The sequence below is a fragment of the Microbacterium sp. bgisy207 genome, assembly GCF_965345035.1.
GTDB lineage: Bacteria > Actinomycetota > Actinomycetes > Actinomycetales > Microbacteriaceae > Microbacterium.
The window spans coordinates 54,481-74,069 of sequence record NZ_CBDRMG010000004.1 but is presented as its reverse complement, the minus strand read 5'-3'; the positions used below and the strand labels follow the sequence as shown (position 1 = coordinate 74,069).

Sequence of the window (19,589 nt, the reverse complement as noted above, 5' to 3'; positions counted from 1 at the left end):
AGCCGAGCGCGACCCGAGGGAGGAAACCTCTTGTAGAGGCGAGCGACACGTGTCGTTAAGGTGGTGCACTCTTCTGCTTCGTGCACCTGTGGGCGAATAGCCCAGTGAGCAGTTCACCCGAATCCGCGCGCGCCCACGGGTCCCTCTTTGCCGCTATCGCCGCCGTCGTCATCGCGCTGATGGCACTCCTCGTCGGCCCGGTCGCACCGGCTCACGCCGAGGACACGATCGGCATCTCCGCCCGCCCCGCGGGGGCGGACGGCGCAGCGGACGGCCGTACCCGGTTCGCCTACAAGACCGATCCAGGCCAGAAGATCGACGACTACTTCCTCGTCGCGAACCCCGGCACCGTCGTGCAGAACTACATCGTGATCGGCACGGATGCCTTCAACGACGACGCGGGTGAGTACGCGCTGCTCGCGACATCCGAAGAGCCCGTCTCGATCGGTCAGTGGGTGCGCTTCGAGAACGGCGATCGGCGCATCGAGTTCGCCCTCGCGCCCGGTGAGAGTCGGCTACTGCCGTTCTCGATCGAGGTGCCGACGAACGCCACACCCGGCGACCACGCGGGGGGCCTCGTCGCGTCAGTGGTGACGCCGGGTGACGAGGTGACGCTGGATCGCCGGGTCGCGACTCGGCTCTACGCGCGGGTCGCGGGACAGTTGCAGCCGCAGCTGTCCATCAGCGCCCTGGATGCCGAGTACCTCGGCGACTGGTGGAACCCCTTCAACGGCACGGTCCGGATGTACTACACGGTGCGCAACATCGGCAACGTGGCCCTGGCCACTAACACGTCCTTCGGAGTCGATACCTGGTTCGCGATTCCCGCCGCGACACCCTCCGGCGATGGGCTCCCTGAACTGCTGCCGGGGGCCGCGCGCAATGTCTCCGTCGATGTCCCCGGGGTGGCCGCCTGGCTTTACCTCGCGCCGTGGGTCGAACTCAAACCCTTCGTCGACAGTCCCGACCCTGCCAATGCGCTTCCGGTCGATCCCACGTCGCGGAGCACGATCCTCATCGCGATGCCCTGGCCCCTCCTGATCCTCGCGGCTCTCATCGCGGGCGGCATCCTCCTCGCCGGTTGGCGCCGCCGCCGCGAGGCGCAGCGAGCAGAGGAGTGGGAGCGCTTCACGGCGCGCGAAGCAGAGCTTCGGGCCGCCGAGCAGACGCTGGTGGACGCGCCGTCAGGGTCCACCGATCATCGAGGGTCAGCGTGAGCCGCCCCGCGCGTCAGGCCGGGGCTCTCCTCACACGCTGGCAGCCGACCTCTCTCGCGGCGTTCCTGGTCGTGACGTTCCTTCTCGTCGCGTCCCTCATTCCCGCCGCAGCAAGCCACGCGGAGGACGACGACACGGGCGGGACGTCGGTCTCGGTCGAGGTCACCGAAGACCCGACACCGACGCTCTCGCCGCCTTCCCCGCGCCCCGATCTGGCCACGCTCGGCGTCGCGGGCGCGTCCTTGCACTTCGGCGATCAGCAGGTAGCGGTGGGACGGAACGTCGCAGCGAACGGCGTCGGGCTGGTCTTTTCCCGCGGCGGCTATCGCGTGGAGATCTGGGGCCGAGACGGGCAGGGCGTGTCCCTTCGCGTGGACAGCAACGGCAACCTCATCGTCGACAGCGGCGGGTCGCTGTTCGTGAAGGCAACGGGATTCCAGCCGGGCACGCCCGCCGCGGTCTACCTGTACTCCACGCCGACCCTGCTCGGGCAGCTCACGACCGACTCCTCGGGGAGCTTCAGCGGTTCGTTCGCGGTTCCCCCCGGCACCTCGGCCGGGGTGCACCAGGTGCAGGTCGTCGGCACGGTCGAGACCAACCAGCCCGCTGTGCTGACCGCGGGTCTCCTCATCTACGCGTCTCCCGGCACCCCTCCGTCCACGGTCACCCAGCCGGTCAACACGGGCGGCACGAGCGGCAGCAGCTCGGGCGGTGCGACCGTCGTGCAGACACCCGTCACAGGCGACGGCGACATCGACTCCGAGCCCGGAACCCTCAACCTCGGGATCTTCTCGATCAGTGCCCTGCACGCCGTCGCCGAGCCCTCCCTGTCTCTGACAGGTGGCGCCGTGAATCTCTCCTTCACCGTCCTCAACAACTCCGCCAGCGCCTTCAACGCTGACGCGCGCTTCTGGCTCACGAGTCTGTTCGGGCAGCCCATCGGTGCCATCGACGGGATCCCGGTCGCCGATCTGCAGCCGAATGAGGCCCGACGCGTCACCGCGAGGTTTGAGAACGTCGGAAACTGGGTGCTCTATCGCGGCTACGTCACCTTCACGCCCCCCGAGGTCGTCGACAACACCGAGCTGGTCCCGATCACCCGCGAAGCCACCGTCTTCGTCCCGCCGCCGGCCGCCCTTCCCGTGATCGGCATCGCGGCGCTCGCCGCGCTGGCCATCGTCGTGTGGCTCGCGGTGACCGGCCGGCTGTGGTTCCTGCTCGGATGGCGACGTGACGAAGACGACGACGATCCGGCGGATGCCGGTGGGCCGACATCCGCGCCACCGGCACGTGAACTGGTCGGGAGTGGGGCGCCGTCGTGACCGTCACCGACGACCCGGGCACGGCCACCTCCGAGCGATCGAAGTGGTGGCAGAATCTGCCCTTCGTGCGCCCCGCCGCCAAGACGGGAGCCGAAGATGGGCCTCCGGCTCCGCCCACCCCTCCGACCCGGCGCTCGAAGCCGCCCAAGCCTCCGCGGCGGCCCCCCGTCAGGCAAGCGCCCCTGCCCCCGCTCGGTCCCGGCCAGCAGTATCTGCGCAGTTCTTTGATGGTGCTAGCGGTGCTGATGATCGCGCTGGTGCTGAGTATCACCCTTCTCGGTCAGGTGCGTCACTACGCTGCGCAGCAGCAGCTCAGCGACTCCTTCCGTGAGCAGTTGGCCGAGGGGATCGCACCTGTCACGGAAGGTGACGTCAATGACGTGCTTCTCGCCGACGGCGCACCCGTGGCCATTCTCGATATCCCCTCCATCGGGGTTCATGAGGTCGTCGTCGAAGGCACCGATTCCGAAGTCACTCAGCTGGGGCCGGGTCACCGGCGAGACACCGTGCTGCCTGGCCAGGCCGGCATCAGCGTCATCATGGGGCGAGCTGCCGCGTACGGGGGACCGTTCGGCCGCATCCAGCAGCTCGACCCAGGCGAGACCTTCACGGTGATCACCGGTCAGGGTGAGCACGAGTACGAAGTCATCGGGCTGCGCTTCGCGGGAGACCCCGCCCCGCCGGCGCTTCAGGCCGGCGACGCACGCATCGTGCTGGTTTCTGCCCGTGGACTCCCCTACCTTCCGGTCGCGACCGTACGTGTGGATGCCGAGCTCGTGAGCGATGCTCAGCCGACGGGGTTGCGGCAGACCCGTTTCGCCACACTGGATCCGGCTGAGAAGGAGATGCAGGGCGACGCGTCGATGCTGTGGGCCTTGGTCTTCGCCCTCCAGTTCCTGATCGTCGTCGAGGTTGCTGCAGTGTGGTCGTACCGGCGCATCGGCCCTACCCGAACCTGGATCGTGTTCGTGCCGCTCGCTCTCGTCGCGTGCCTGTGGGTCGCGGGCGAGATCTCCCGGCTCCTCCCGAATCTCATGTAAGGAATCCCATGAACCCGAACGAGATCAGCGAAGAGAAGACCACCGTGCTCCCCGTGCAGGATGCCGCGGCATCCGGCACCTCGACGGTGGTCGTCGACGGCCCGCCCGCCCCGCCGCAGGGCTTTGTACCTCCCGCACGCCCGGTCGCATCCGCCGGATCCGAGGCTCCAATACCGTCGGTCGGGGGGCGCCGAGGTCGCCGGTCTGGGACCGACCCGCGGGGCAAGGGTGCCAAGACCCGTCGCAACAAGCACTCGTGGGTGACTGCGGACGCCCCGCTCGCGCAGCTCGAAGGCCGCAACGTCTCGGCCTGGTTCGGGGAGCGCAAGGTGCTCGACCGTATCTCGCTGACGATGCCGGCCGGTCAGGTGACGGCGCTCATCGGACCGTCAGGATGCGGAAAGTCCACGTTCCTGCGCATCCTCAACCGGATGCACGAGCTCGTGCCGTCGGCATCCCTGGCCGGTGAGGTGCTCCTGGACGGCGACGACATCTATGACGCCTCGCGCAAGCTCGTCGATGCGCGCAAGTCGATCGGGATGGTCTTCCAGAAGCCCAACCCGTTCCCCGCGATGTCGATCTACGACAACGTGATCGCCGGGCTCAAGCTCACCGGGCTCAAGGCGGCACGGGAGGAGAAGGACGAGCTCGTCGAGACGTCGCTGATCAAGGCGGGCCTGTGGAAAGAGGTCAAGGATCGCCTGCGCGCCCCCGGCGGCGGCCTGTCGGGCGGTCAGCAGCAGCGCCTGTGCATCGCCCGCTCGCTCGCGGTCAAGCCCCGCGTGCTGCTGATGGACGAGCCGTGCTCCGCGCTGGACCCGACCTCGACCCGCGTGATCGAAGAGACGATGGTCGAGCTGAAGGAGGAGGTCACGATCGTCATCGTGACCCACAACATGCAGCAGGCTCAGCGGGTCTCGCAGCAGTGCGCATTCTTCCTGGCCTCGCAGGGCACGCCCGGCGTGATCGTCGAGCACGGCGACACCGAGGCCATGTTCAGCGACCCGATCGACCCGCGCACGTACGACTACGTCAACGGTCGCTTCGGCTGACCGCCCGGGTGGCTGAGGCTGCCGAGGTGGCGAACGTGGCTGAGGTGGCGACGTAGCGTGGGCGGCTGGGTCGCGTGAGTCAGCGTCAGCTCGCCGCGGTCTCACGCCCGCGCGCATAGCCGGCGTCGAAGCCCCGCTCATACGCGCGCTCGTCGTGACGGTGCCCGGAGTTCCCGCGCTTGCCGCGGCCGCGGCAAGCGCGGCAGTGAGGTGCGTAGTCGGGGTCGGGCTCGAACGCCGGTCCGAATCCCGAGCGGAGGCCGGAGCCGAAGCCGCGTCCGAAACCCGGACCGAATCCGGGCCCGAACGGACGGCCGGAGCGTCCGCGCCCGAACCGGCCGAACCCGGCAAGATCGTCGATGTCGTCGACGTCGTCGCCGCCGAGTTCCCGGGCTATCGCCTGGAGTGATGCGATGGTCGTGGCGTAGTCCGCGGGTGAGACGGCACTCGACACGCGCTCACGGATGCCCGACACGGCCTCGGCGAGGCGTTCCTTCATCTCGCGACCGGCGTCGGTGAGCGACCACTCGCCCGATCCGTTCTGCTCGATCCAGCCGCGCTTCTCGAGTCGACCCATCCGCTTGCCCGGGGCTGTTCGAGCCCAGGCATGAGTGCCGTCGATGATGTTCAGCAGCATCCAATCGCGGCGATCCGCGCCGAAACCAGCGAGGCGGGTGCCGAACTCGCGGGTGATCAGCATGTCGACCAGGCGCAGCCAGTAGCCGAGCGGGCGGTCACCTGCGGGGGAGGTCTCTTCGTTGTGTTCTTCATGGGTGTTCATGGTGAATCCTCTCTGGCGGGCGAAGTCCGCGTCATTCCCGGCGCGCCCGATTGGCGCTGCTCCGGAAGTCCATGTACAAATGCATGTACTTGTATGGTGACATATAGCAGTATCCATGTCAATGCGCATGTAAATTGGAGGGATGCCGAGTTCGTCTTCCGACCCCGTCGACCAGATTGCGACAGCCCTCGTGCGGTTGCGCGGACGCGGCGGGCCGCGCGGGTGGGCGCCACCCGGCTCGCACGGGCACCACCCGCACGGTCGCGGTGCAGCCGACCGCGGCTCCGTTGGGGACCGGCCGGCCGAGCACGACGAGTCATCCCGCCGACGCCGGCGCGACGAACCCGGCTTCGGCCCCCCGGGGGGCTGGGGGCCGTGGATGGGCCCGATGGGGCCGATGGGTCCACGGGGGGGCGCCGCGCGCATCGCAGGCCCTGCACGAATGCGGGTGCTCGAGGCCCTCGCATCCAGTGATCGCCCGCTGACCGTCAGCGAGCTCGGCGAGGCGATCGGGGTCGACCAGCCCCGCGCGTCACGCCTCGTGCAGCAGGGGGTCGAGTTCGGACTCGTGCGCCGTGAGGCCGATCCGGACGACGCCCGGCGCACGCGCATCGTCCTCACCGACAAGGGTTCGGCTCTCGTTCGCGGATTCCGGGATCAGCGCCGCGATGCGATCACGACGGCGTTGGCATCCTTCACGGATGCCGAGCGCATCGATCTGGCGCGCCTGCTGACGAAGCTCGCCGACGCCTGGCCGACCTAAGGGTCGGAGGCATCACGGGGGAACAACGGATGCCGAGTGGATCATCCTGCTTTGAGGAGTTTCCTGCCTGGACGGTGTGACGTCAGCGGGCTGCGGAACTACGCCGCCCCGCGCTTCGGCAGCCGAACGAACAGCAGCAGGATGAGCCCGAGCAGCAGCACGAGAGCGATTCCCAGCACGCCGTAGATCGTGGCCCCGAACAGGGTGATCGCCAGGGCCCACATCAGCGGGGAGAGGAAGCTCGCGACGCGACCGGTCGTTGCGTAGAGGCCGAAGATCTCGCCCTGCATCCCCGTCGGCGTCACGCGGGCCAGCAGCGATCGACTGGCCGCCTGGGCGGGACCGACCATCGACGACAGCAGCAGCCCGCCGATCCAGAACACCACGACACCCGCGGACTGGAACGCGAACACCACCAGAGCCATGACGACAAGTGTCGTCAGTGCCACCACGATCACCGACTTCGCGCCGAAACGGTCGTCGAATCGTCCCGCGATGATCGTGGAGATACCGGCGACGACGTTCGCGGCGATCCCGAAGATCATGACCTCGTTGGCGGTGAACCCGAACGACACCGACGCGAGGATCGCTCCGAACGCGAAAACCCCCGCCAGTCCGTCGCGGTAGACCGCGCTTGCGATGAGGAACCAGAAGGTGGGGCGGTGCTCCCGGTACAGGTGGGCGATGTCGACGAACAGCGCAACGTAGCTCTGCACGAAGCTGATCTTGCGCCCCGGAGCCGTGGGCGGCGGTTCGGGAACGTTGAGGAACAGCGGAATAGCGAACACGATCGTCCACACGGCGCAGCCGACGGCGATAAGGCGGTAGGCGAGCCCGTTGCTCGTGTCCATTCCAAACCAGTCGGCGAACGTCAGGGCCACGACGATCACCAGCGCAACGATTCCACCGATGTATCCCAGGCCCCACCCGAGCCCGCTCACGCGGCCGACGGACTTCGGAGTCGACACCTGCACGAGCAGGGCGTTGTAATTCACTCCCGCGATCTCGCTCGCGATCGCGCCGAGGGAGAGGACGATCGCGCCGTACCAGAAGAAGGCCGGGTCGGCGAAGGTGAAGAACAGCGCGAACTGAAGCAGAGCCAGCAGAATCGTGAAGATGCCGAGCCAGCGCTTCTTGCTCCCTCGTCGATCGGCCTGTTGGCCGAGCACGGGGGCCAGCAGCAGGATCAGAAGACCCGCCGCGAAGGTCGCCCAGCCGTAGCCGCTCGAGAGGTCGGCGAGGCCTTGGCAGTACGGGCTTCCCGCATCGGCGTCGAGGGCGCAGTCGATGCTGCCGTCGGCGTTGAGCGCGGCGATCTCGGGGGGCAGGAAGCTGTCCGAGACGAGGTACAGGGAGGCGAAGACGAAGGTCAGGATGACGGAGTTGAACGGCTGCGTCGCCCAGTCCCAGAACGCCCACGACACGACCTGCTTGCGGGGGATGTCCCGTTCCTCGACCGAGTCCTGAAAGAGCACTGCGACGCTCTCGAGAGCATCCGTGTCGGTGGTCGGCGGGGGAGTCGGCACACCCAGCGGGTCGGATGCCGAAGGGCCGTTCGCGCGGAGTTCGGGCTCACTGTCGCTCATTCGCCATACGCTAGGGCCACGGGGTGAACATTGGGTAGCCCCGAGGTGGGAGACTAGAGGCATGCCCGTCCACGTGGAGCGCGCCGAACTGCCCGGTATCGGCATCCGTCACGACATCCTGACCGACGACGGCCGTCGTCTATCGGTGGTGAACTTCCGCGACGGCGGCCGCGAGATCGCGATCTCGGACGAGGACGACCCGGACCGCTGCGGCGACACGCTCGCGCTCACGGATGACGAAGCCACCGCCCTCTCGGAGGTGCTCGGCGGGTCGTTGATCCTCACTCAGCTCGCCGGCCTTCGCGAAGCCGTCGCCGGTCTTCACATGGAGCAGATCCCCGTGCGGGCTGACTCCCCCTATGTCGGTCGTCCCCTGGGGGACACGAAGGCGCGGACGCTCACTCGTTGCTCGATCGTGGCGATCGTGCGGGAGACGGGCGTCATTCCCGCGCCGGGCCCCGCCGATCTGCTGCTCGCGGGTGACACGCTCGTCGTCGTCGGCACCCGCGAAGGACTCGAGCACCTGGTCCGGATCCTGAACGGCGCCTGATCGATGCATGACGGCGCGCTGCTCTTCTTGGAGATCGGCGCACTTCTGTTCGGCATCGCGCTGCTCGGGCGGTTGGCGGGACGCATCGGAATCTCGCCCATTCCCCTCATCCTTCTGGGCGGACTCGCCTTCGGCGAGGGAGGGATCCTGCCGATCTCACAGGGCGAGGAGTTCATCGAGGTCGGAGCCGAGATCGGCGTCATTCTGCTGCTCGTGATGCTCGGCCTCGAGTACAACGCAAAAGAGCTCATGGGGAGCCTCAATCGCTCCCGCGTGGCCGGCGCGCTGGACATGGTGCTCAACGCGATTCCAGGCGCCATCGCCGGATTCCTGCTCGGGTGGGGGCCGATCGGCGCCCTCGTGCTCGCGGGTATCACCTGGATCTCGTCATCCGGTGTCGTCGCGAAGCTCCTGCAGGACCTCGGACGCCTGCCCAACCGCGAGACGCCGACAATCCTGTCGATCCTTGTCATCGAGGACCTCGCGATGGCGTTCTACCTGCCCATCCTGACGGCGGTGCTGGTCGGAATGGATCTCGGGGCCGGCGTGATCAGCGTCACGATCGCGCTCGCGGCGGTTCTCGTCATTCTGTGGGTGGCCCTTCGGCACGGTCCCCTCGTGTCGAAGCTGGTCTGGTCCAAGCGCGCAGATGTGCTCCTGCTCTCGGTGCTCGGGCTCACGCTCATCGTGGCAGGGCTGGCCGCGGAGGCGAACGTGTCAGCGGCGGTCGGTGCCTTCCTCGTCGGCATCGCGATCTCGGGTCCGGCGGCGGAACACGCGACGCAGGTCCTGACGCCGCTGCGCGACCTGTTCGCGGCGGTGTTCTTCCTATTCTTCGGTCTGTCGACCGACCCCGCTGACCTTCCGCCGGTGCTCGTTCCCGCCCTCATCCTGGCGATCGTGACGATGGCGACGAAGGTGCTCACCGGGTATGTCGCCGCACGCAAAGCCGGCATCGCTGAACCCGGCCGCTGGCGTGCCGGGTTCGCGCTCACGCCGCGGGGGGAGTTCTCGATCGTCATCGCGGGACTCGCCGTCTCGGCGGGAGCAGACAGGTCCCTCGCGGCGTTTGCGACCGCCTACGTGCTCATCACGATCGTCGTGGGGCCTCTTCTGGCGCGCATCCCCGACACTCCGTGGTTCGACCGCTGGGCGAAAGAGCGCCAGAAGGCGCGACGGATGCGGCAACGCGCGGCGGCGGCAGAAGGCTGACGGCATCCGGAGTCGGACGGTACGGTGTGGACATGAGCACGCCTGCGGCGCCCGACTCGCCCCGAGGCGACACCGCGTCGGGGAGTTCGGAAACCCCCGCGGCGCACAGCGACCAGAGCCGCTCCCCTACGCAGCGGCGCTACGATCGGCTCTTCAACACCGGCGGCAGCCGCGCAGTCGGCGCCTACCTTCGCGAGCGGGTCTACGCCACCTTCACAGGCCTCGCGATCGTGCTGGTGGTCTCGCAAGCCGATCACGCGGATGCCGATCACGCGCTGCTCGCGCTGTTGTTCGGCGTGCTGGGCATCACGATCGCGGGCCTCGTGTCCGATGTCGTCTCCCACCTGGCGGTGGGGGGGAGTTCCCCCACGGGGCAGATTGGATCGTCCTGGTCCGCGTCGCCGCCGGGGGCCCGTCGACGGTGGTGGTGCCGGGCGGGCTCGTGCTGCTCGGGTGGCTCGAGATCATCCCGCTCTCGACGGCCATGACCGCCGCCGCCGCGGTGTACATCGCGACGCTCGCGCTCATCGGATGGCTTGCGGTTCGCCGGTCGCACGCGAAGTGGTGGGAGCGTGTGCTGGCCCTCGGCATCCTCGTGGCGCTCGGCCTGCTCGTGATCGCGCTGCAGACCGTCGCCAAACTCGTCTGACAGTCGCGTCGCGGATGGCGAGCAGTCAGATGCGGCGCCGACGGTAGTCCTGCTCCAAGATGGCGTACACGGCAGTGTCGACCCACTCGCCTTTGAGCCAGAGATTCTCCCGCAGGTGCGCCTCGTGCCGCATGCCGAGTCGTTCGCATACCGCGGCCGACGCCTCGTTGCGCGGGTCGAGCTCCGCATACACGCGGTGCAGGCCGAGCTCCTCGAAGGCGAGCCGCAGGATGATCTCCGCCGCCTCGGTCGCGTAGCCCTTGCCCCGTTCGCCAGGCGACAGCAGCCATCCGATCTCGGCGGTCCTGTCATCCGTGCTCGCGAGCTTCACATACAGGGTGCCGACGAGACGTCCTGCCGCATCGCGGATCGCCGGCTGCACGTAGTCCCCACTGTTCTCGAGTCGGTCGTGGGCGCCATCACGCTCGATGGCGGTCGCGACCTCGTCGCGGGTGCGGGCGCTGTAGAGCATGTACCGCACGGTCGTCGGATCGCCCTGGATCGCACTGAGGGCGTCGAGGTCGTCGGCGCGCAGCAGATCGAGCGTCACTCGCTCGCCGCTGAGTGGAGTGAAGTGCCAGGGAAGGGTCACGGCTTCATTATGACTCCCACGAAACTTGATATGACTCGACTCAGGTTCGGTTGACAGGGGGCGGCCCGCTCGCTACGCTTGAGTCATCGCGACTCAACCTCGTGCACTCACGCGGTCTGCCGCGAGTCGACTTTCATCCGGAACACCGCTTCCACAGAAACAAGGAGAAACAGATGCCACGTGCAGTGGGAATCGACCTCGGAACCACCAACTCCGTCGTCAGCGTCCTCGAGGGCGGCGAGCCCAAGGTCATCGCCAACGCCGAGGGCTTCCGCACCACCCCGTCGGTGGTCGCGTTCACCAAGGACGGCGAGGTGCTCGTCGGCGAGACCGCCAAGCGCCAGGCCGTCACCAACGTCGACCGCACCGTCTCGTCGGTCAAGCGCCACATGGGCACGACCTGGACTTTCGATGTCGACGGCAAGAAGTACACGCCGCAGGAGATCTCGGCGCGAATCCTGGCCAAGCTCAAGCACGACGCCGAGCAGTACCTCGGAGACTCGGTGACGGATGCCGTCATCACGGTTCCCGCGTACTTCAACGACGCCGAGCGGCAGGCCACGAAGGAGGCCGGCGAGATCGCCGGTCTGAACGTCCTGCGCATCATCAACGAGCCCACCGCTGCGGCGCTGGCCTATGGCCTTGACCGCGGGAAGGAGGACGAGCTCATCCTCGTCTTCGACCTCGGTGGCGGAACCTTCGACGTGTCCCTGCTCGAGGTGGGTAAGGACGATGACTTCTCGACGATCCAGGTGCGCGCCACCGCCGGCGACAACCGCCTCGGCGGTGACGACTGGGACCAGCGTGTCGTGGACTACCTGATCAAGCAGTTCAAGGACACCACCGGCGTCGACGTCTCGGGCGACAAGATCGCGCTGCAGCGCCTCAAGGAGGCTGCCGAGCAGGCGAAGAAGGAGTTGTCGAGCTCGGCATCCACGAGCGTCAACCTCCCCTACCTGTCGCTCACGGAGAACGGTCCGGTGTCGCTGTCCGAGACGATCACCCGCGCCAAGTTCGAAGACCTCACCAAGGACCTGCTGGACCGCACGAAGAAGCCGTTCGAGGACGTCATCCGTGAAGCCGGCATCAAGGTGAGCGACATCGACCACGTCGTGCTCGTCGGAGGATCGACGCGTATGCCCGCCGTCAGCGACCTCGTCAAGAAGGAGACCGGTGGCAAGGAGCCCAACAAGGGTGTCAACCCGGATGAGGTGGTCGCCGTCGGCGCCGCCCTCCAGGCCGGTGTCCTCAAGGGCGAGCGCAAGGATGTGCTGCTCATCGACGTGACCCCGCTGAGCCTCGGCATCGAGACCAAGGGCGGGATCATGACCAAGCTCATCGAGCGCAACACGGCTATCCCGACCAAGCGCAGCGAGACCTTCACGACCGCAGACGACAACCAGCCGTCGGTCGCGATCCAGGTTTTCCAGGGCGAGCGCGAGTTCACCCGCGACAACAAGCCGCTGGGGACCTTCGAGCTCACGGGTATCGCTCCGGCGCCGCGCGGGATTCCGCAGGTCGAGGTCACCTTCGACATCGACGCGAACGGCATCGTGCACGTGTCCGCGAAGGACAAGGGCACGGGCAAGGAGCAGTCGATGACGATCACGGGTGGCTCGTCGCTTCCCAAGGAGGACATCGAGCGCATGGTGCGCGAGGCCGAAGAGCACGCCGCCGAAGACAAGAAGCGCCGTGAGTCCGCCGAGACGCGCAACCAGGCTGAGACCCTCTCGTACTCGATCGAGAAGCTCATCAAGGACAACGAGGACAAGCTGCCCGAAGAGGTCAAGACCTCGGTGCAGGCGGATGTGGATGCCCTCAAGGCGGCGCTCGCAGGAGATGACGACGACGCAGTGAAGGCTGCGTTCGACAAGCTCAACCAGAGCCAGTCCCAGCTGGGTGAGGCCATCTACCAGGCGGGCCAGGCTGCGGGCGAGAACCCCGACCCGGCTGCGAACGAGCCGGGTGCCGGGACCGTTCCGAACCCCGACGAGGACGTCATCGACGCCGAAGTCGTCGACGACGAAGACGAGAAGAAGTAACCAGAGATCATGGCAGGCAAGGACGACGAAGAGCCCACACGTTCGGAGAAGGACTCCGGAGTCGGACCTGGCGGCAGCGCCCCTGACAGCGCGAGCGCTGACGGCGAAACCGCGGCACCGGGGCCGGAGGACACCACCTCCGGTCCCGGCGCCCCCGGCGCCGAACCGGACGACCTGACGGTCGACGACATCCTCGGTGCCGCCCAGTCGGCGGATGCCGCAGCGGCAGAGGATGTCGTGCTCGCCGACCTGGAGTCGGCGTTGCTGACCGACCTCAAGAGGCTGCAGGCGGAGTACGCGAACTATCGCCGCCGTACGGAGGAGCAGCGAGAAATCGAGATCGAACGCGCCAAGGGCGCGGTCGCCAAGGGCTTCATCCCGGTTCTCGACGATCTCGACCGCGCCGAGAAGCACGGCGATCTCGAGGAGGGCACGCCCTTCGCGGCGATCGCGGAGAAGATCCGCACCGTCGCCGAGCGGCTCGGGGTCACCTCCTACGGCGAGGCGGGCGAGGTGTTCGACCCCCAGCAGCACGAGGCGATCTTCCAGCAGCCCACTCCCGGGGCGACGGAGACGACGATCCTCGAGGTCGTGGAGGTCGGGTATCGACTCGGATCGATCGAGCTTCGCCCAGCGAAGGTCGTCGTCGCCGTGCCGGCTGAGTAGCACGGAGGACAACCGATGGCCAGTCAAGACTGGTTCGACAAGGACTTCTACAAGGTCCTCGGCGTCTCGAAGGATGTCTCCGCAGCGGACCTGAAGAAGACCTACCGCAAGCTCGCGCGGCAATACCACCCGGACTCGAACGCGGGCGATGCCACGGCTGAGGCGCGGTTCAAGGAGATCAGCGAGGCCTACGCGGTGCTGTCGGACCCCGAGCAGCGCGAGGAGTACGACCAGATCCGCGCGATGGGTTCGGGCGCCCGCTTCACGGCGGGCGGGCAGGGCGCCGGCGGCTTCGAGGACGTCTTCAGCCGATTCGGGCAGAGCCGCGGCGGGTACAGCTACGAGAGCGCGGACTTCGACGACATCTTCTCGATGTTCGGCCAGGCCGGAGGGGGCTCGTTCGGTTCGGGACGCTTCGGTCAGGCATCCGGTGGCTTCCGCGGCTACGGCGGTCCGACGCGGGGGGCGGATGTCACCGCTCGCACGACGATCGACTTCGTCACCGCCACGAAGGGCGAGACCATCACGCTGCAGTCCGAGGACGGGCACCCCTTCAAAGTGAAGATTCCCGCGGGCGTCGCTGATGGACAGAAGATCCGACTGCGCGGGCGCGGCCGTCCCTCGCCCGATGGGGGAGAGAACGGCGACATCGTCGTACAAGTCACCGTCCGCCCGCATCCGGTCTTCACCCGCGACGGGCTGAACCTGCGCGTGGTCGTTCCCGTGACTTACACCGAGGCGGTGTTCGGAGCGACGATCGAGGTGCCGACTCTCGGCGGAGATCCGGTGAAGCTGCGCGTTGCCCCGGGCACCCCGTCCGGGCGCGTCCTGCGCGTGAAGGGCCGGGGCGTGCAGACGCAGAAGGGTACCGGCGACCTCCTGGCCGAAGTGCAGATCGCTGTTCCCACGCACGTCGACGGTGCCGCACGCGAGGCCCTGGAGAAGTACCGCGAGGTCGAACCGAAGGAGAACCCCCGCGCCGATCTGCTCGCGCGCGCGGCGGGATGAGCAGTCGAGCTGAGGACATCCGATCGAGAGGAGGAGAAAGGACGATGAGAGGCCCTCATCTTCGCCGATTCCCCTCGTGCCGAGGGGGTGGGCTCGATGCCTGAATCCGAGATCGACGACGAAGCCCCGATTCTGGCGATCGCGGCGGCGGCTGAGCTCGCGGGCATGCATCCGCAGACGCTGCGGCAGTACGACCGGCTGGGTCTGGTCGTCCCCGCCCGGACGCAAGGCGGATCGCGGCGGTACTCGTTGCGCCATGTCGAACAGCTTCGGGAGATCGCACGGCTGTCGGGTGAAGGGATGAGCCTTCCCGGCATCGCCCGCATCCTCGAACTCGAAAACCGCGTCCGTGAGCTTCACATGCGTGTCCGCGATCTCGAGGCTCGGGTCGAGGCGGAGCTTGCCAGCCGGCCCGGCGCGCGGGTCTTCGCCGCCGGCACCAGCGGCTCGGTGATCACCCTTCGCCACGGTCGGCGAGTGCGCCGCGCGACCGAACTCGTGCTGTGGCGGCCGCGTCATGGGTTGCCGCCAGCGCCCGATGCCCCCGACGAAGACTGATTTCGCGGGCGGCGCCTGCGCTACTCTCATGCCGTGACCGAGACGCCCCCGCCTGACGCGGCACCTGCTGTGACAACGGCGCCACCGCCCCATGCCGACACGCGCCGGGCGCACCGCGTCGTTGCGGCTGAGGCGTCGGGGCAGGCCGGGGAACGCACGCTCGAGTCCCTGGGCCTGGGCGTGGGCACGGTCGCCTTCCTCGTCGTCGTTCTGATCGCGCTGGCCGTCTTCCGCTTCGAGTCAGCCCCCATCTCGGGCCCGGGCTCGGTAGGGCAGTTCTCAGCCATCGCCTCGGCCGCCGCGGGGATCCTCGCCTTCATCGCCGGACGCTACATCGTGCACCGGAACGAGGCCGGGCAGCGTCTCACCGTGCTTGACTATCTCGACATCGCGGCCCTCGCCTTTGCCCATGGGATCATCGCGCTCCTGTCCTGGACGCTCCTGGCCGTGATCCTCACGGACGCCTTCATCGGTGCCGAGGTCTTCGCTCTGCCTTTGCTGGCACTGTCGGGTGCGGCCGCAGCAGTCACCGCCTACCTGGTGTTCTACTCGGCGACGCACATGGATCTGCCGCTGCTCGCGGTCATCCTCGCCGTGTTCCTCGTCGAAGGAGTTCTTGCGGCGATGCTCACCGCGAGCGATCCGTACTGGTGGAAAGACAACCTGTCGGCGCTCGGGATGACGAACGACCTCTCCGCCATGACCTTCAACCTCACCCTGATCGTCGCCGGCTTCATCGTCACGACCCTCGCTCGCTACACGACCCGCGGGATCCCGACCTCGCATGCGCACGGCATCCGGTGGGTGCGACTGTGCCTCGTCCTCGTCGGCATCTTTCTCGCCCTCGTCGGCGTCTTCCCGGTCAACGACTTCTTCTGGCTCCACACCGGGTTCGCATCCGGTATGGCCGTCGTGTTCGGCGTGCTCGTCATCCGTCTTCCCGTGTGGATCCCCGGCATTGCGCGTCCCTTTGTGGCACTCGGATGGCTGTTCATCGGGGTGATCGTCATCCTGGCGATCTACTTCGCTGTCGGGTACTACACGCTCACGGCGGTCGAACTCGTCGCCGGCATCCTCGTCTTCTCGTGGATCATCCTCTTCATCCGCAACGCGGCAGCGTTGGAGACCGACGTCAGGACGCCGTGACTCCCGCAGCCGGATGGTCCTCGATGATCATCTCCGGCGCACGGGCGACCACGAGCCAGGTCGGCAGGATCGCGACGCACATGATCGCGAGGATGCCGATGTCTCCGACCATCGCGACGGCGACGAACAGTGCGATCCAGCCGTCGCGGGCGATCGCGAGCGTGAAGCCGAGCACGCCGCTCGCGAGGGCCAGGCCGAACGGGATCGACGGGAAAAGCGCGTGGGCCACCATCCCGAACGCGACGCCGAGGAAGATGGCGGGGAAGACCCGCCCACCGCGGAAACCGAAGGATGCGGCCACCACGAGAGCCGCGAGCTTGATACCCACGAGCGCCAGCAGACCCGCCCACCCGATCGCCCCGTCGAGGGCGATGAGCTGAGCGCTCTGTTCCAATCCCTTGAAGAGGGTGAGCGGACCGCCGAGCGCTCCGAGCCCCCCGAGGAGGAGGCCGCCGGCCAGGCTCAGAAGCAGCGGGTTCGGCATCCGTTGGCGCAGAAACGGATGCAGGGCCTTGAAGGCCACGATGCCGACCAACGCGATTGCGGCGCCCGCGCACGCGATGACGGATGCCGACACCAGATCGATCGCCTGCGGGTTCGTGTAGGGCGCAATACTCGCGATTGCACCCAGGCCGCCGCCGAGCACGAGGGCCGTGATCGTCCCGGTGGCTGCCGCCACGAGCGGCAGGAACAGCTTGTCCCACAGCGCGCCGCCGCCCGAGGCGAGCGCGCCGGTGAAGACCAGCGCCGCGGCGACGGGCGTGCCGAACAGGGCGCCGATCGTGCCGGCGGCGGTGAGGATGACGACGAGCTGAACCGGGATCGCGGGCCACAGTCGCGTCACGATCCACACCGCCAGCGCCGTGTTGATCGCGATGATCGGGCTCTCAGGCCCAAGACTCACGCCGCCGATGAGCGTCAACAGGATCACGACGATGATGCTCGGGACCGCGCGGACCGGCTGCGGCGGCGCGATGAGTTCCACGGTCGCGGAGTCCTGTCCGCCGTGGCCGGGCATCTTCCACACGACCATGCCGACGAGGAAGCCGGTCAAGGCGAGCACCCCGAAGATCCACCACGGCGAATCGCCGTCCGCCCCCAGTGATTCCGGCAGTGCCTCCCACACCCAGTGCGCGCCGACATGCGCGACCTCGTCGAGAGCCCACAGCATGAGGCCTGACAGGATGCCGATGAGTGCCGCGGGGATCGACAGGGCGACGAGCGTGCGAGAGCTGCTCGTGAACGCCCACGGATTCGGGTTCGAGACCATGTCGCTCACCCTAGGGCGCAAGCGGTGGTCGCGGTAACCGACTCTCGGCGAGGGCGCGGGGGCTCTGACTCGCGGCTCACTACTCTCAGACCATGACCGAAGAACGCTGGCAGAAGCTGACGTACTGGCCGCTGGTCGTGGCCTCCCTCGCCTTCATCGCCGCCTATTCATGGCAGGTGATCGCCAATCTGCAAGGCCCCGAGTACGCCACGATGCGCTTGGTGATGGCGGTGACATGGGTCATGTTCGCGATTGACTATCTGGTCCGGCTCGGCCTTACGCCGAAGAAGGGGGCATGGTTTCGCGCGCACCTCTTCGATCTCGCCGTCGTCGTCCTGCCGGTACTCAAGCCCCTGCGGCTGATTCGCGCGATCACCGAGATCCAGAAGATGTCGCGGGGCGACCAGCTACGAACCCAGGCTGCCGTCCTGGCGGGCGGCACGGTCGCCATCCTGATCTGGATCTGTTCCCTCGCGGTGCTGGAGGCCGAGCGGCCGGCACCCGGCGCAAACATCCTCAACTTCGGCGACGCGATTTGGTGGGCGTTTGTCACGGTGACGACGGTCGGTTACGGGGATCTCTACCCCATTACGGCGTGGGGGCGGATCGTCGCCGTCGTGCTGATGTCCGTCGGGATCGGTGTCGTGGGCGTGGTGACGGCAACGACGGCATCCTGGTTCGTGGAGCGGGCGGCCACCCTCTCGGGTAACGACGACCAGGAGGCCGCCACTCGCGGGCAGGTTCGTGAGCTCTCGCGTCAACTCGAGGCTGCCGTCAAGGGTCTGCCGAAGGGCGCCGACGAGTCGTCCCCGCGCCAGACGCGGGCCGACCCGCCTCCGGCATCGTCCTGACCGGCCGGTGCACTGGCGGCCGCGGTAGCCTGGCGCGGTGAGTTCCGCTCAGCCGTCGCCCGCGTCGTCAGGACTGTCGCCGATGCTGCGGGTTCTGCTTGGTCTTGCGGCCGCCGTCGTCGTGTTGGTCGGGCTCTCGTGGGCGCGTGAGATCGTCGGCCCGCTCGCACTCGCGGCCGTCATCGTGATCATCTGCCATCCGCTGCACGGCCTGCTGCGCCGTCGGGGATGGCCCGCCTGGACGGCCACGACCGCTGTCGTCCTGCTCGCGTACATCATCCTCACGGCGATGGCGTTGCTCCTGTGGTTCGCGGGAACGCAGTTCGCACGCCTGGTCGTGGACTATCTCGGGCAGCTGCAGGCAACGGTCGACGGAATCGAAGAATGGCTCGCCGCGATGGGCTGGGATGGGCAGGCGGCGGACACGATCGCGTCCCTTCTGGAGCCCTCACGGCTGCTGAGCCTTGCCACCTCGGTGTCGGGCATGGTCGTGGCCGTCGCCGTCGGGCTGTTCTTCGTGCTGGCCTACGTCATCTTCATGGCTGCGGATGCGGCACGCTACGGTCGGCTTCGCGCTGTCTTTGGTCACTCCGTCGATGCCACCCTGGCGCGCATCCGTACCTTCAACGTCGGCACCCGGCGGTATTACATCGTCAACGCCATCTTCGGCGCCGTCGTGGCCATCATCGATGGCATCGCGCTCGCGGCCATCGGCGTTCCGGCGCCCGTGGTGTGGGCGATCCTCGCATTCGTCACGAACTTCATCCCGAACATCGGCTTCGTGCTCGGCCTTATCCCGCCGGCGATCCTCGCGCTGGTCGTGGGCGGCTGGCCGCTGTTTCTTGCCGTGATCGCGATCTATAGCGTCGTGAACGTCGTCCTGCAGGTGCTCATCCAGCCGAAGTTCGTGGCTGATGCGGTGAGCCTGAGTCTCACGCTGAGCTTCTTCTCGGTGATCTTCTGGACCTTCATCATCGGTCCGCTCGGCGCGATCCTGTCGATTCCGCTGACCCTGCTCGTGCGCGCGTTGATCCTCGAGGCCGACCCGGATGCCCGTGTGCTGCGCTGGCTGAGCGGGGACCGGGACGCAGCCCCCACCGCTGAGCCTCCCCCCGTGGCAGCCGCGGCGCCCGACGCTCCTGTGGCGCCCGACTCGGACCCGTCCGATGCCCCTGCCCCGACGACGACGCCAGACGCATCTGCCGCACCCGAGACGCCACCTCCCCTCCCACCGCCCCCGCGGGACTGACGCTCGGAACCGGGCTTCGGACCGGATCCCGCGGG

20 protein-coding genes are annotated in these 19,589 nt (G+C 67.8%); 16 read left to right on the top strand and 4 right to left on the bottom strand.

Annotated features, from left to right (window positions below; translation table 11 throughout):
- Nucleotides 1-104: 104 nt before the first annotated feature.
- The 4 genes from ACSGC5_RS04830 (at nt 105) to pstB (ending at nt 4,631) form a co-directional block, all read left to right on the top strand.
- The gene (locus ACSGC5_RS04830) at nt 105-1,217 is read left to right on the top strand and encodes a hypothetical protein (protein WP_434969490.1); all 1,113 of its coding nucleotides are present in this window, start codon (nt 105-107) and stop codon (nt 1,215-1,217) included.
- Nucleotides 1,214-2,539, top strand: coding sequence for a hypothetical protein (locus ACSGC5_RS04825; RefSeq protein WP_434969489.1), 1,326 nt, complete (start codon nt 1,214-1,216; stop codon nt 2,537-2,539). The genes ACSGC5_RS04830 and ACSGC5_RS04825 overlap by 4 nt, the downstream gene beginning before the upstream one ends.
- Before the next feature lie 257 nt (nt 2,540-2,796).
- A complete protein-coding gene (locus ACSGC5_RS04820; protein WP_434969488.1) occupies nt 2,797-3,579 on the top strand; it encodes a sortase in 783 nt (260 codons plus the stop codon).
- Between the two features lie 260 nt (nt 3,580-3,839).
- On the top strand, nt 3,840-4,631 hold the full coding sequence (gene pstB / locus ACSGC5_RS04815) for a phosphate ABC transporter ATP-binding protein PstB (RefSeq protein WP_434969631.1): 792 nt from the start codon (nt 3,840-3,842) through the stop codon (nt 4,629-4,631).
- An 85-nt stretch (nt 4,632-4,716) separates the two neighbouring features.
- Here the strand turns inward: pstB and ACSGC5_RS04810 are convergent, their stop codons facing one another.
- Nucleotides 4,717-5,412, bottom strand: coding sequence for a hypothetical protein (locus ACSGC5_RS04810; protein WP_434969487.1), 696 nt, complete (start codon nt 5,410-5,412; stop codon nt 4,717-4,719).
- Nucleotides 5,413-5,800: 388 nt separating this feature from the next.
- Here ACSGC5_RS04810 and ACSGC5_RS04805 point away from each other — a divergent pair, with 388 nt between their 5' ends.
- Complete coding sequence (locus ACSGC5_RS04805; RefSeq protein WP_434969630.1) at nt 5,801-6,175, top strand: MarR family winged helix-turn-helix transcriptional regulator; 375 nt, start codon at nt 5,801-5,803, stop codon at nt 6,173-6,175.
- A 98-nt stretch (nt 6,176-6,273) separates the two neighbouring features.
- On the opposite strand, the gene ACSGC5_RS04800 is transcribed toward ACSGC5_RS04805, so the two are convergent.
- Nucleotides 6,274-7,761: an MFS transporter gene (locus tag ACSGC5_RS04800; RefSeq protein WP_434969486.1), complete on the bottom strand. Its 1,488-nt coding sequence runs from the start codon at nt 7,759-7,761 to the stop codon at nt 6,274-6,276.
- A gap of 61 nt (nt 7,762-7,822) precedes the next feature.
- On the opposite strand from ACSGC5_RS04800, the gene ACSGC5_RS04795 reads away from it, so the two are divergent.
- The 4 genes from ACSGC5_RS04795 to ACSGC5_RS04780 are packed head-to-tail and all read left to right on the top strand — an operon-like array spanning nt 7,823 to nt 10,172.
- Nucleotides 7,823-8,311 (top strand): cation:proton antiporter regulatory subunit, encoded by a 489-nt coding sequence (locus ACSGC5_RS04795; protein ID WP_434969485.1) that lies wholly within the window; start codon nt 7,823-7,825, stop codon nt 8,309-8,311.
- Nucleotides 8,312-8,314: 3 nt separating this feature from the next.
- Nucleotides 8,315-9,523 (top strand): cation:proton antiporter, encoded by a 1,209-nt coding sequence (locus tag ACSGC5_RS04790; protein ID WP_434969484.1) that lies wholly within the window; start codon nt 8,315-8,317, stop codon nt 9,521-9,523.
- A 32-nt stretch (nt 9,524-9,555) separates the two neighbouring features.
- Nucleotides 9,556-10,011 carry a hypothetical protein gene (locus ACSGC5_RS04785; RefSeq protein ID WP_434969482.1) on the top strand — a complete coding sequence of 152 codons (456 nt, stop codon included), beginning with the start codon at nt 9,556-9,558 and terminating at the stop codon, nt 10,009-10,011.
- The gene (locus ACSGC5_RS04780) at nt 10,008-10,172 is read left to right on the top strand and encodes a hypothetical protein (protein WP_434969481.1); all 165 of its coding nucleotides are present in this window, start codon (nt 10,008-10,010) and stop codon (nt 10,170-10,172) included. The genes ACSGC5_RS04785 and ACSGC5_RS04780 overlap by 4 nt, the downstream gene beginning before the upstream one ends.
- A gap of 25 nt (nt 10,173-10,197) precedes the next feature.
- Here the strand turns inward: ACSGC5_RS04780 and ACSGC5_RS04775 are convergent, their stop codons facing one another.
- Nucleotides 10,198-10,764, bottom strand: a complete 567-nt coding sequence (locus tag ACSGC5_RS04775; protein ID WP_434969480.1) for a GNAT family N-acetyltransferase — start codon at nt 10,762-10,764, stop codon at nt 10,198-10,200.
- 173 nt (nt 10,765-10,937) lie between these two features.
- Between ACSGC5_RS04775 and dnaK the strand changes: the two genes are divergently transcribed.
- The 5 genes from dnaK to ACSGC5_RS04750 all read left to right on the top strand — a co-directional run bounded on the left by dnaK (nt 10,938) and on the right by ACSGC5_RS04750 (nt 16,184).
- The gene (gene dnaK / locus ACSGC5_RS04770) at nt 10,938-12,806 is read left to right on the top strand and encodes a molecular chaperone DnaK (RefSeq protein ID WP_434969479.1); all 1,869 of its coding nucleotides are present in this window, start codon (nt 10,938-10,940) and stop codon (nt 12,804-12,806) included.
- A gap of 9 nt (nt 12,807-12,815) precedes the next feature.
- Nucleotides 12,816-13,472 carry a nucleotide exchange factor GrpE gene (locus ACSGC5_RS04765; RefSeq protein WP_434969478.1) on the top strand — a complete coding sequence of 219 codons (657 nt, stop codon included), beginning with the start codon at nt 12,816-12,818 and terminating at the stop codon, nt 13,470-13,472.
- 15 nt (nt 13,473-13,487) lie between these two features.
- The gene (locus ACSGC5_RS04760) at nt 13,488-14,480 is read left to right on the top strand and encodes a DnaJ C-terminal domain-containing protein (RefSeq protein ID WP_434969477.1); all 993 of its coding nucleotides are present in this window, start codon (nt 13,488-13,490) and stop codon (nt 14,478-14,480) included.
- A gap of 96 nt (nt 14,481-14,576) precedes the next feature.
- Complete coding sequence (locus ACSGC5_RS04755; protein ID WP_434969476.1) at nt 14,577-15,038, top strand: heat shock protein transcriptional repressor HspR; 462 nt, start codon at nt 14,577-14,579, stop codon at nt 15,036-15,038.
- A 33-nt stretch (nt 15,039-15,071) separates the two neighbouring features.
- Nucleotides 15,072-16,184: a hypothetical protein gene (locus tag ACSGC5_RS04750; protein WP_434969475.1), complete on the top strand. Its 1,113-nt coding sequence runs from the start codon at nt 15,072-15,074 to the stop codon at nt 16,182-16,184.
- On the opposite strand, the gene ACSGC5_RS04745 is transcribed toward ACSGC5_RS04750, so the two are convergent.
- Entirely contained in the window at nt 16,171-17,454 is a 1,284-nt protein-coding gene (locus ACSGC5_RS04745; protein ID WP_434969474.1) for an ion channel protein, read from the bottom strand. The genes ACSGC5_RS04750 and ACSGC5_RS04745 overlap by 14 nt on opposite strands.
- A gap of 92 nt (nt 17,455-17,546) precedes the next feature.
- Between ACSGC5_RS04745 and ACSGC5_RS04740 the strand changes: the two genes are divergently transcribed.
- Both ACSGC5_RS04740 and ACSGC5_RS04735 read left to right on the top strand, forming a co-directional pair.
- The gene (locus ACSGC5_RS04740; protein WP_434969473.1) at nt 17,547-18,305 is read left to right on the top strand and encodes a potassium channel family protein; all 759 of its coding nucleotides are present in this window, start codon (nt 17,547-17,549) and stop codon (nt 18,303-18,305) included.
- A gap of 37 nt (nt 18,306-18,342) precedes the next feature.
- On the top strand, nt 18,343-19,554 hold the full coding sequence (locus ACSGC5_RS04735; RefSeq protein WP_434969472.1) for an AI-2E family transporter: 1,212 nt from the start codon (nt 18,343-18,345) through the stop codon (nt 19,552-19,554).
- Nucleotides 19,555-19,589: the final 35 nt, after the last annotated feature.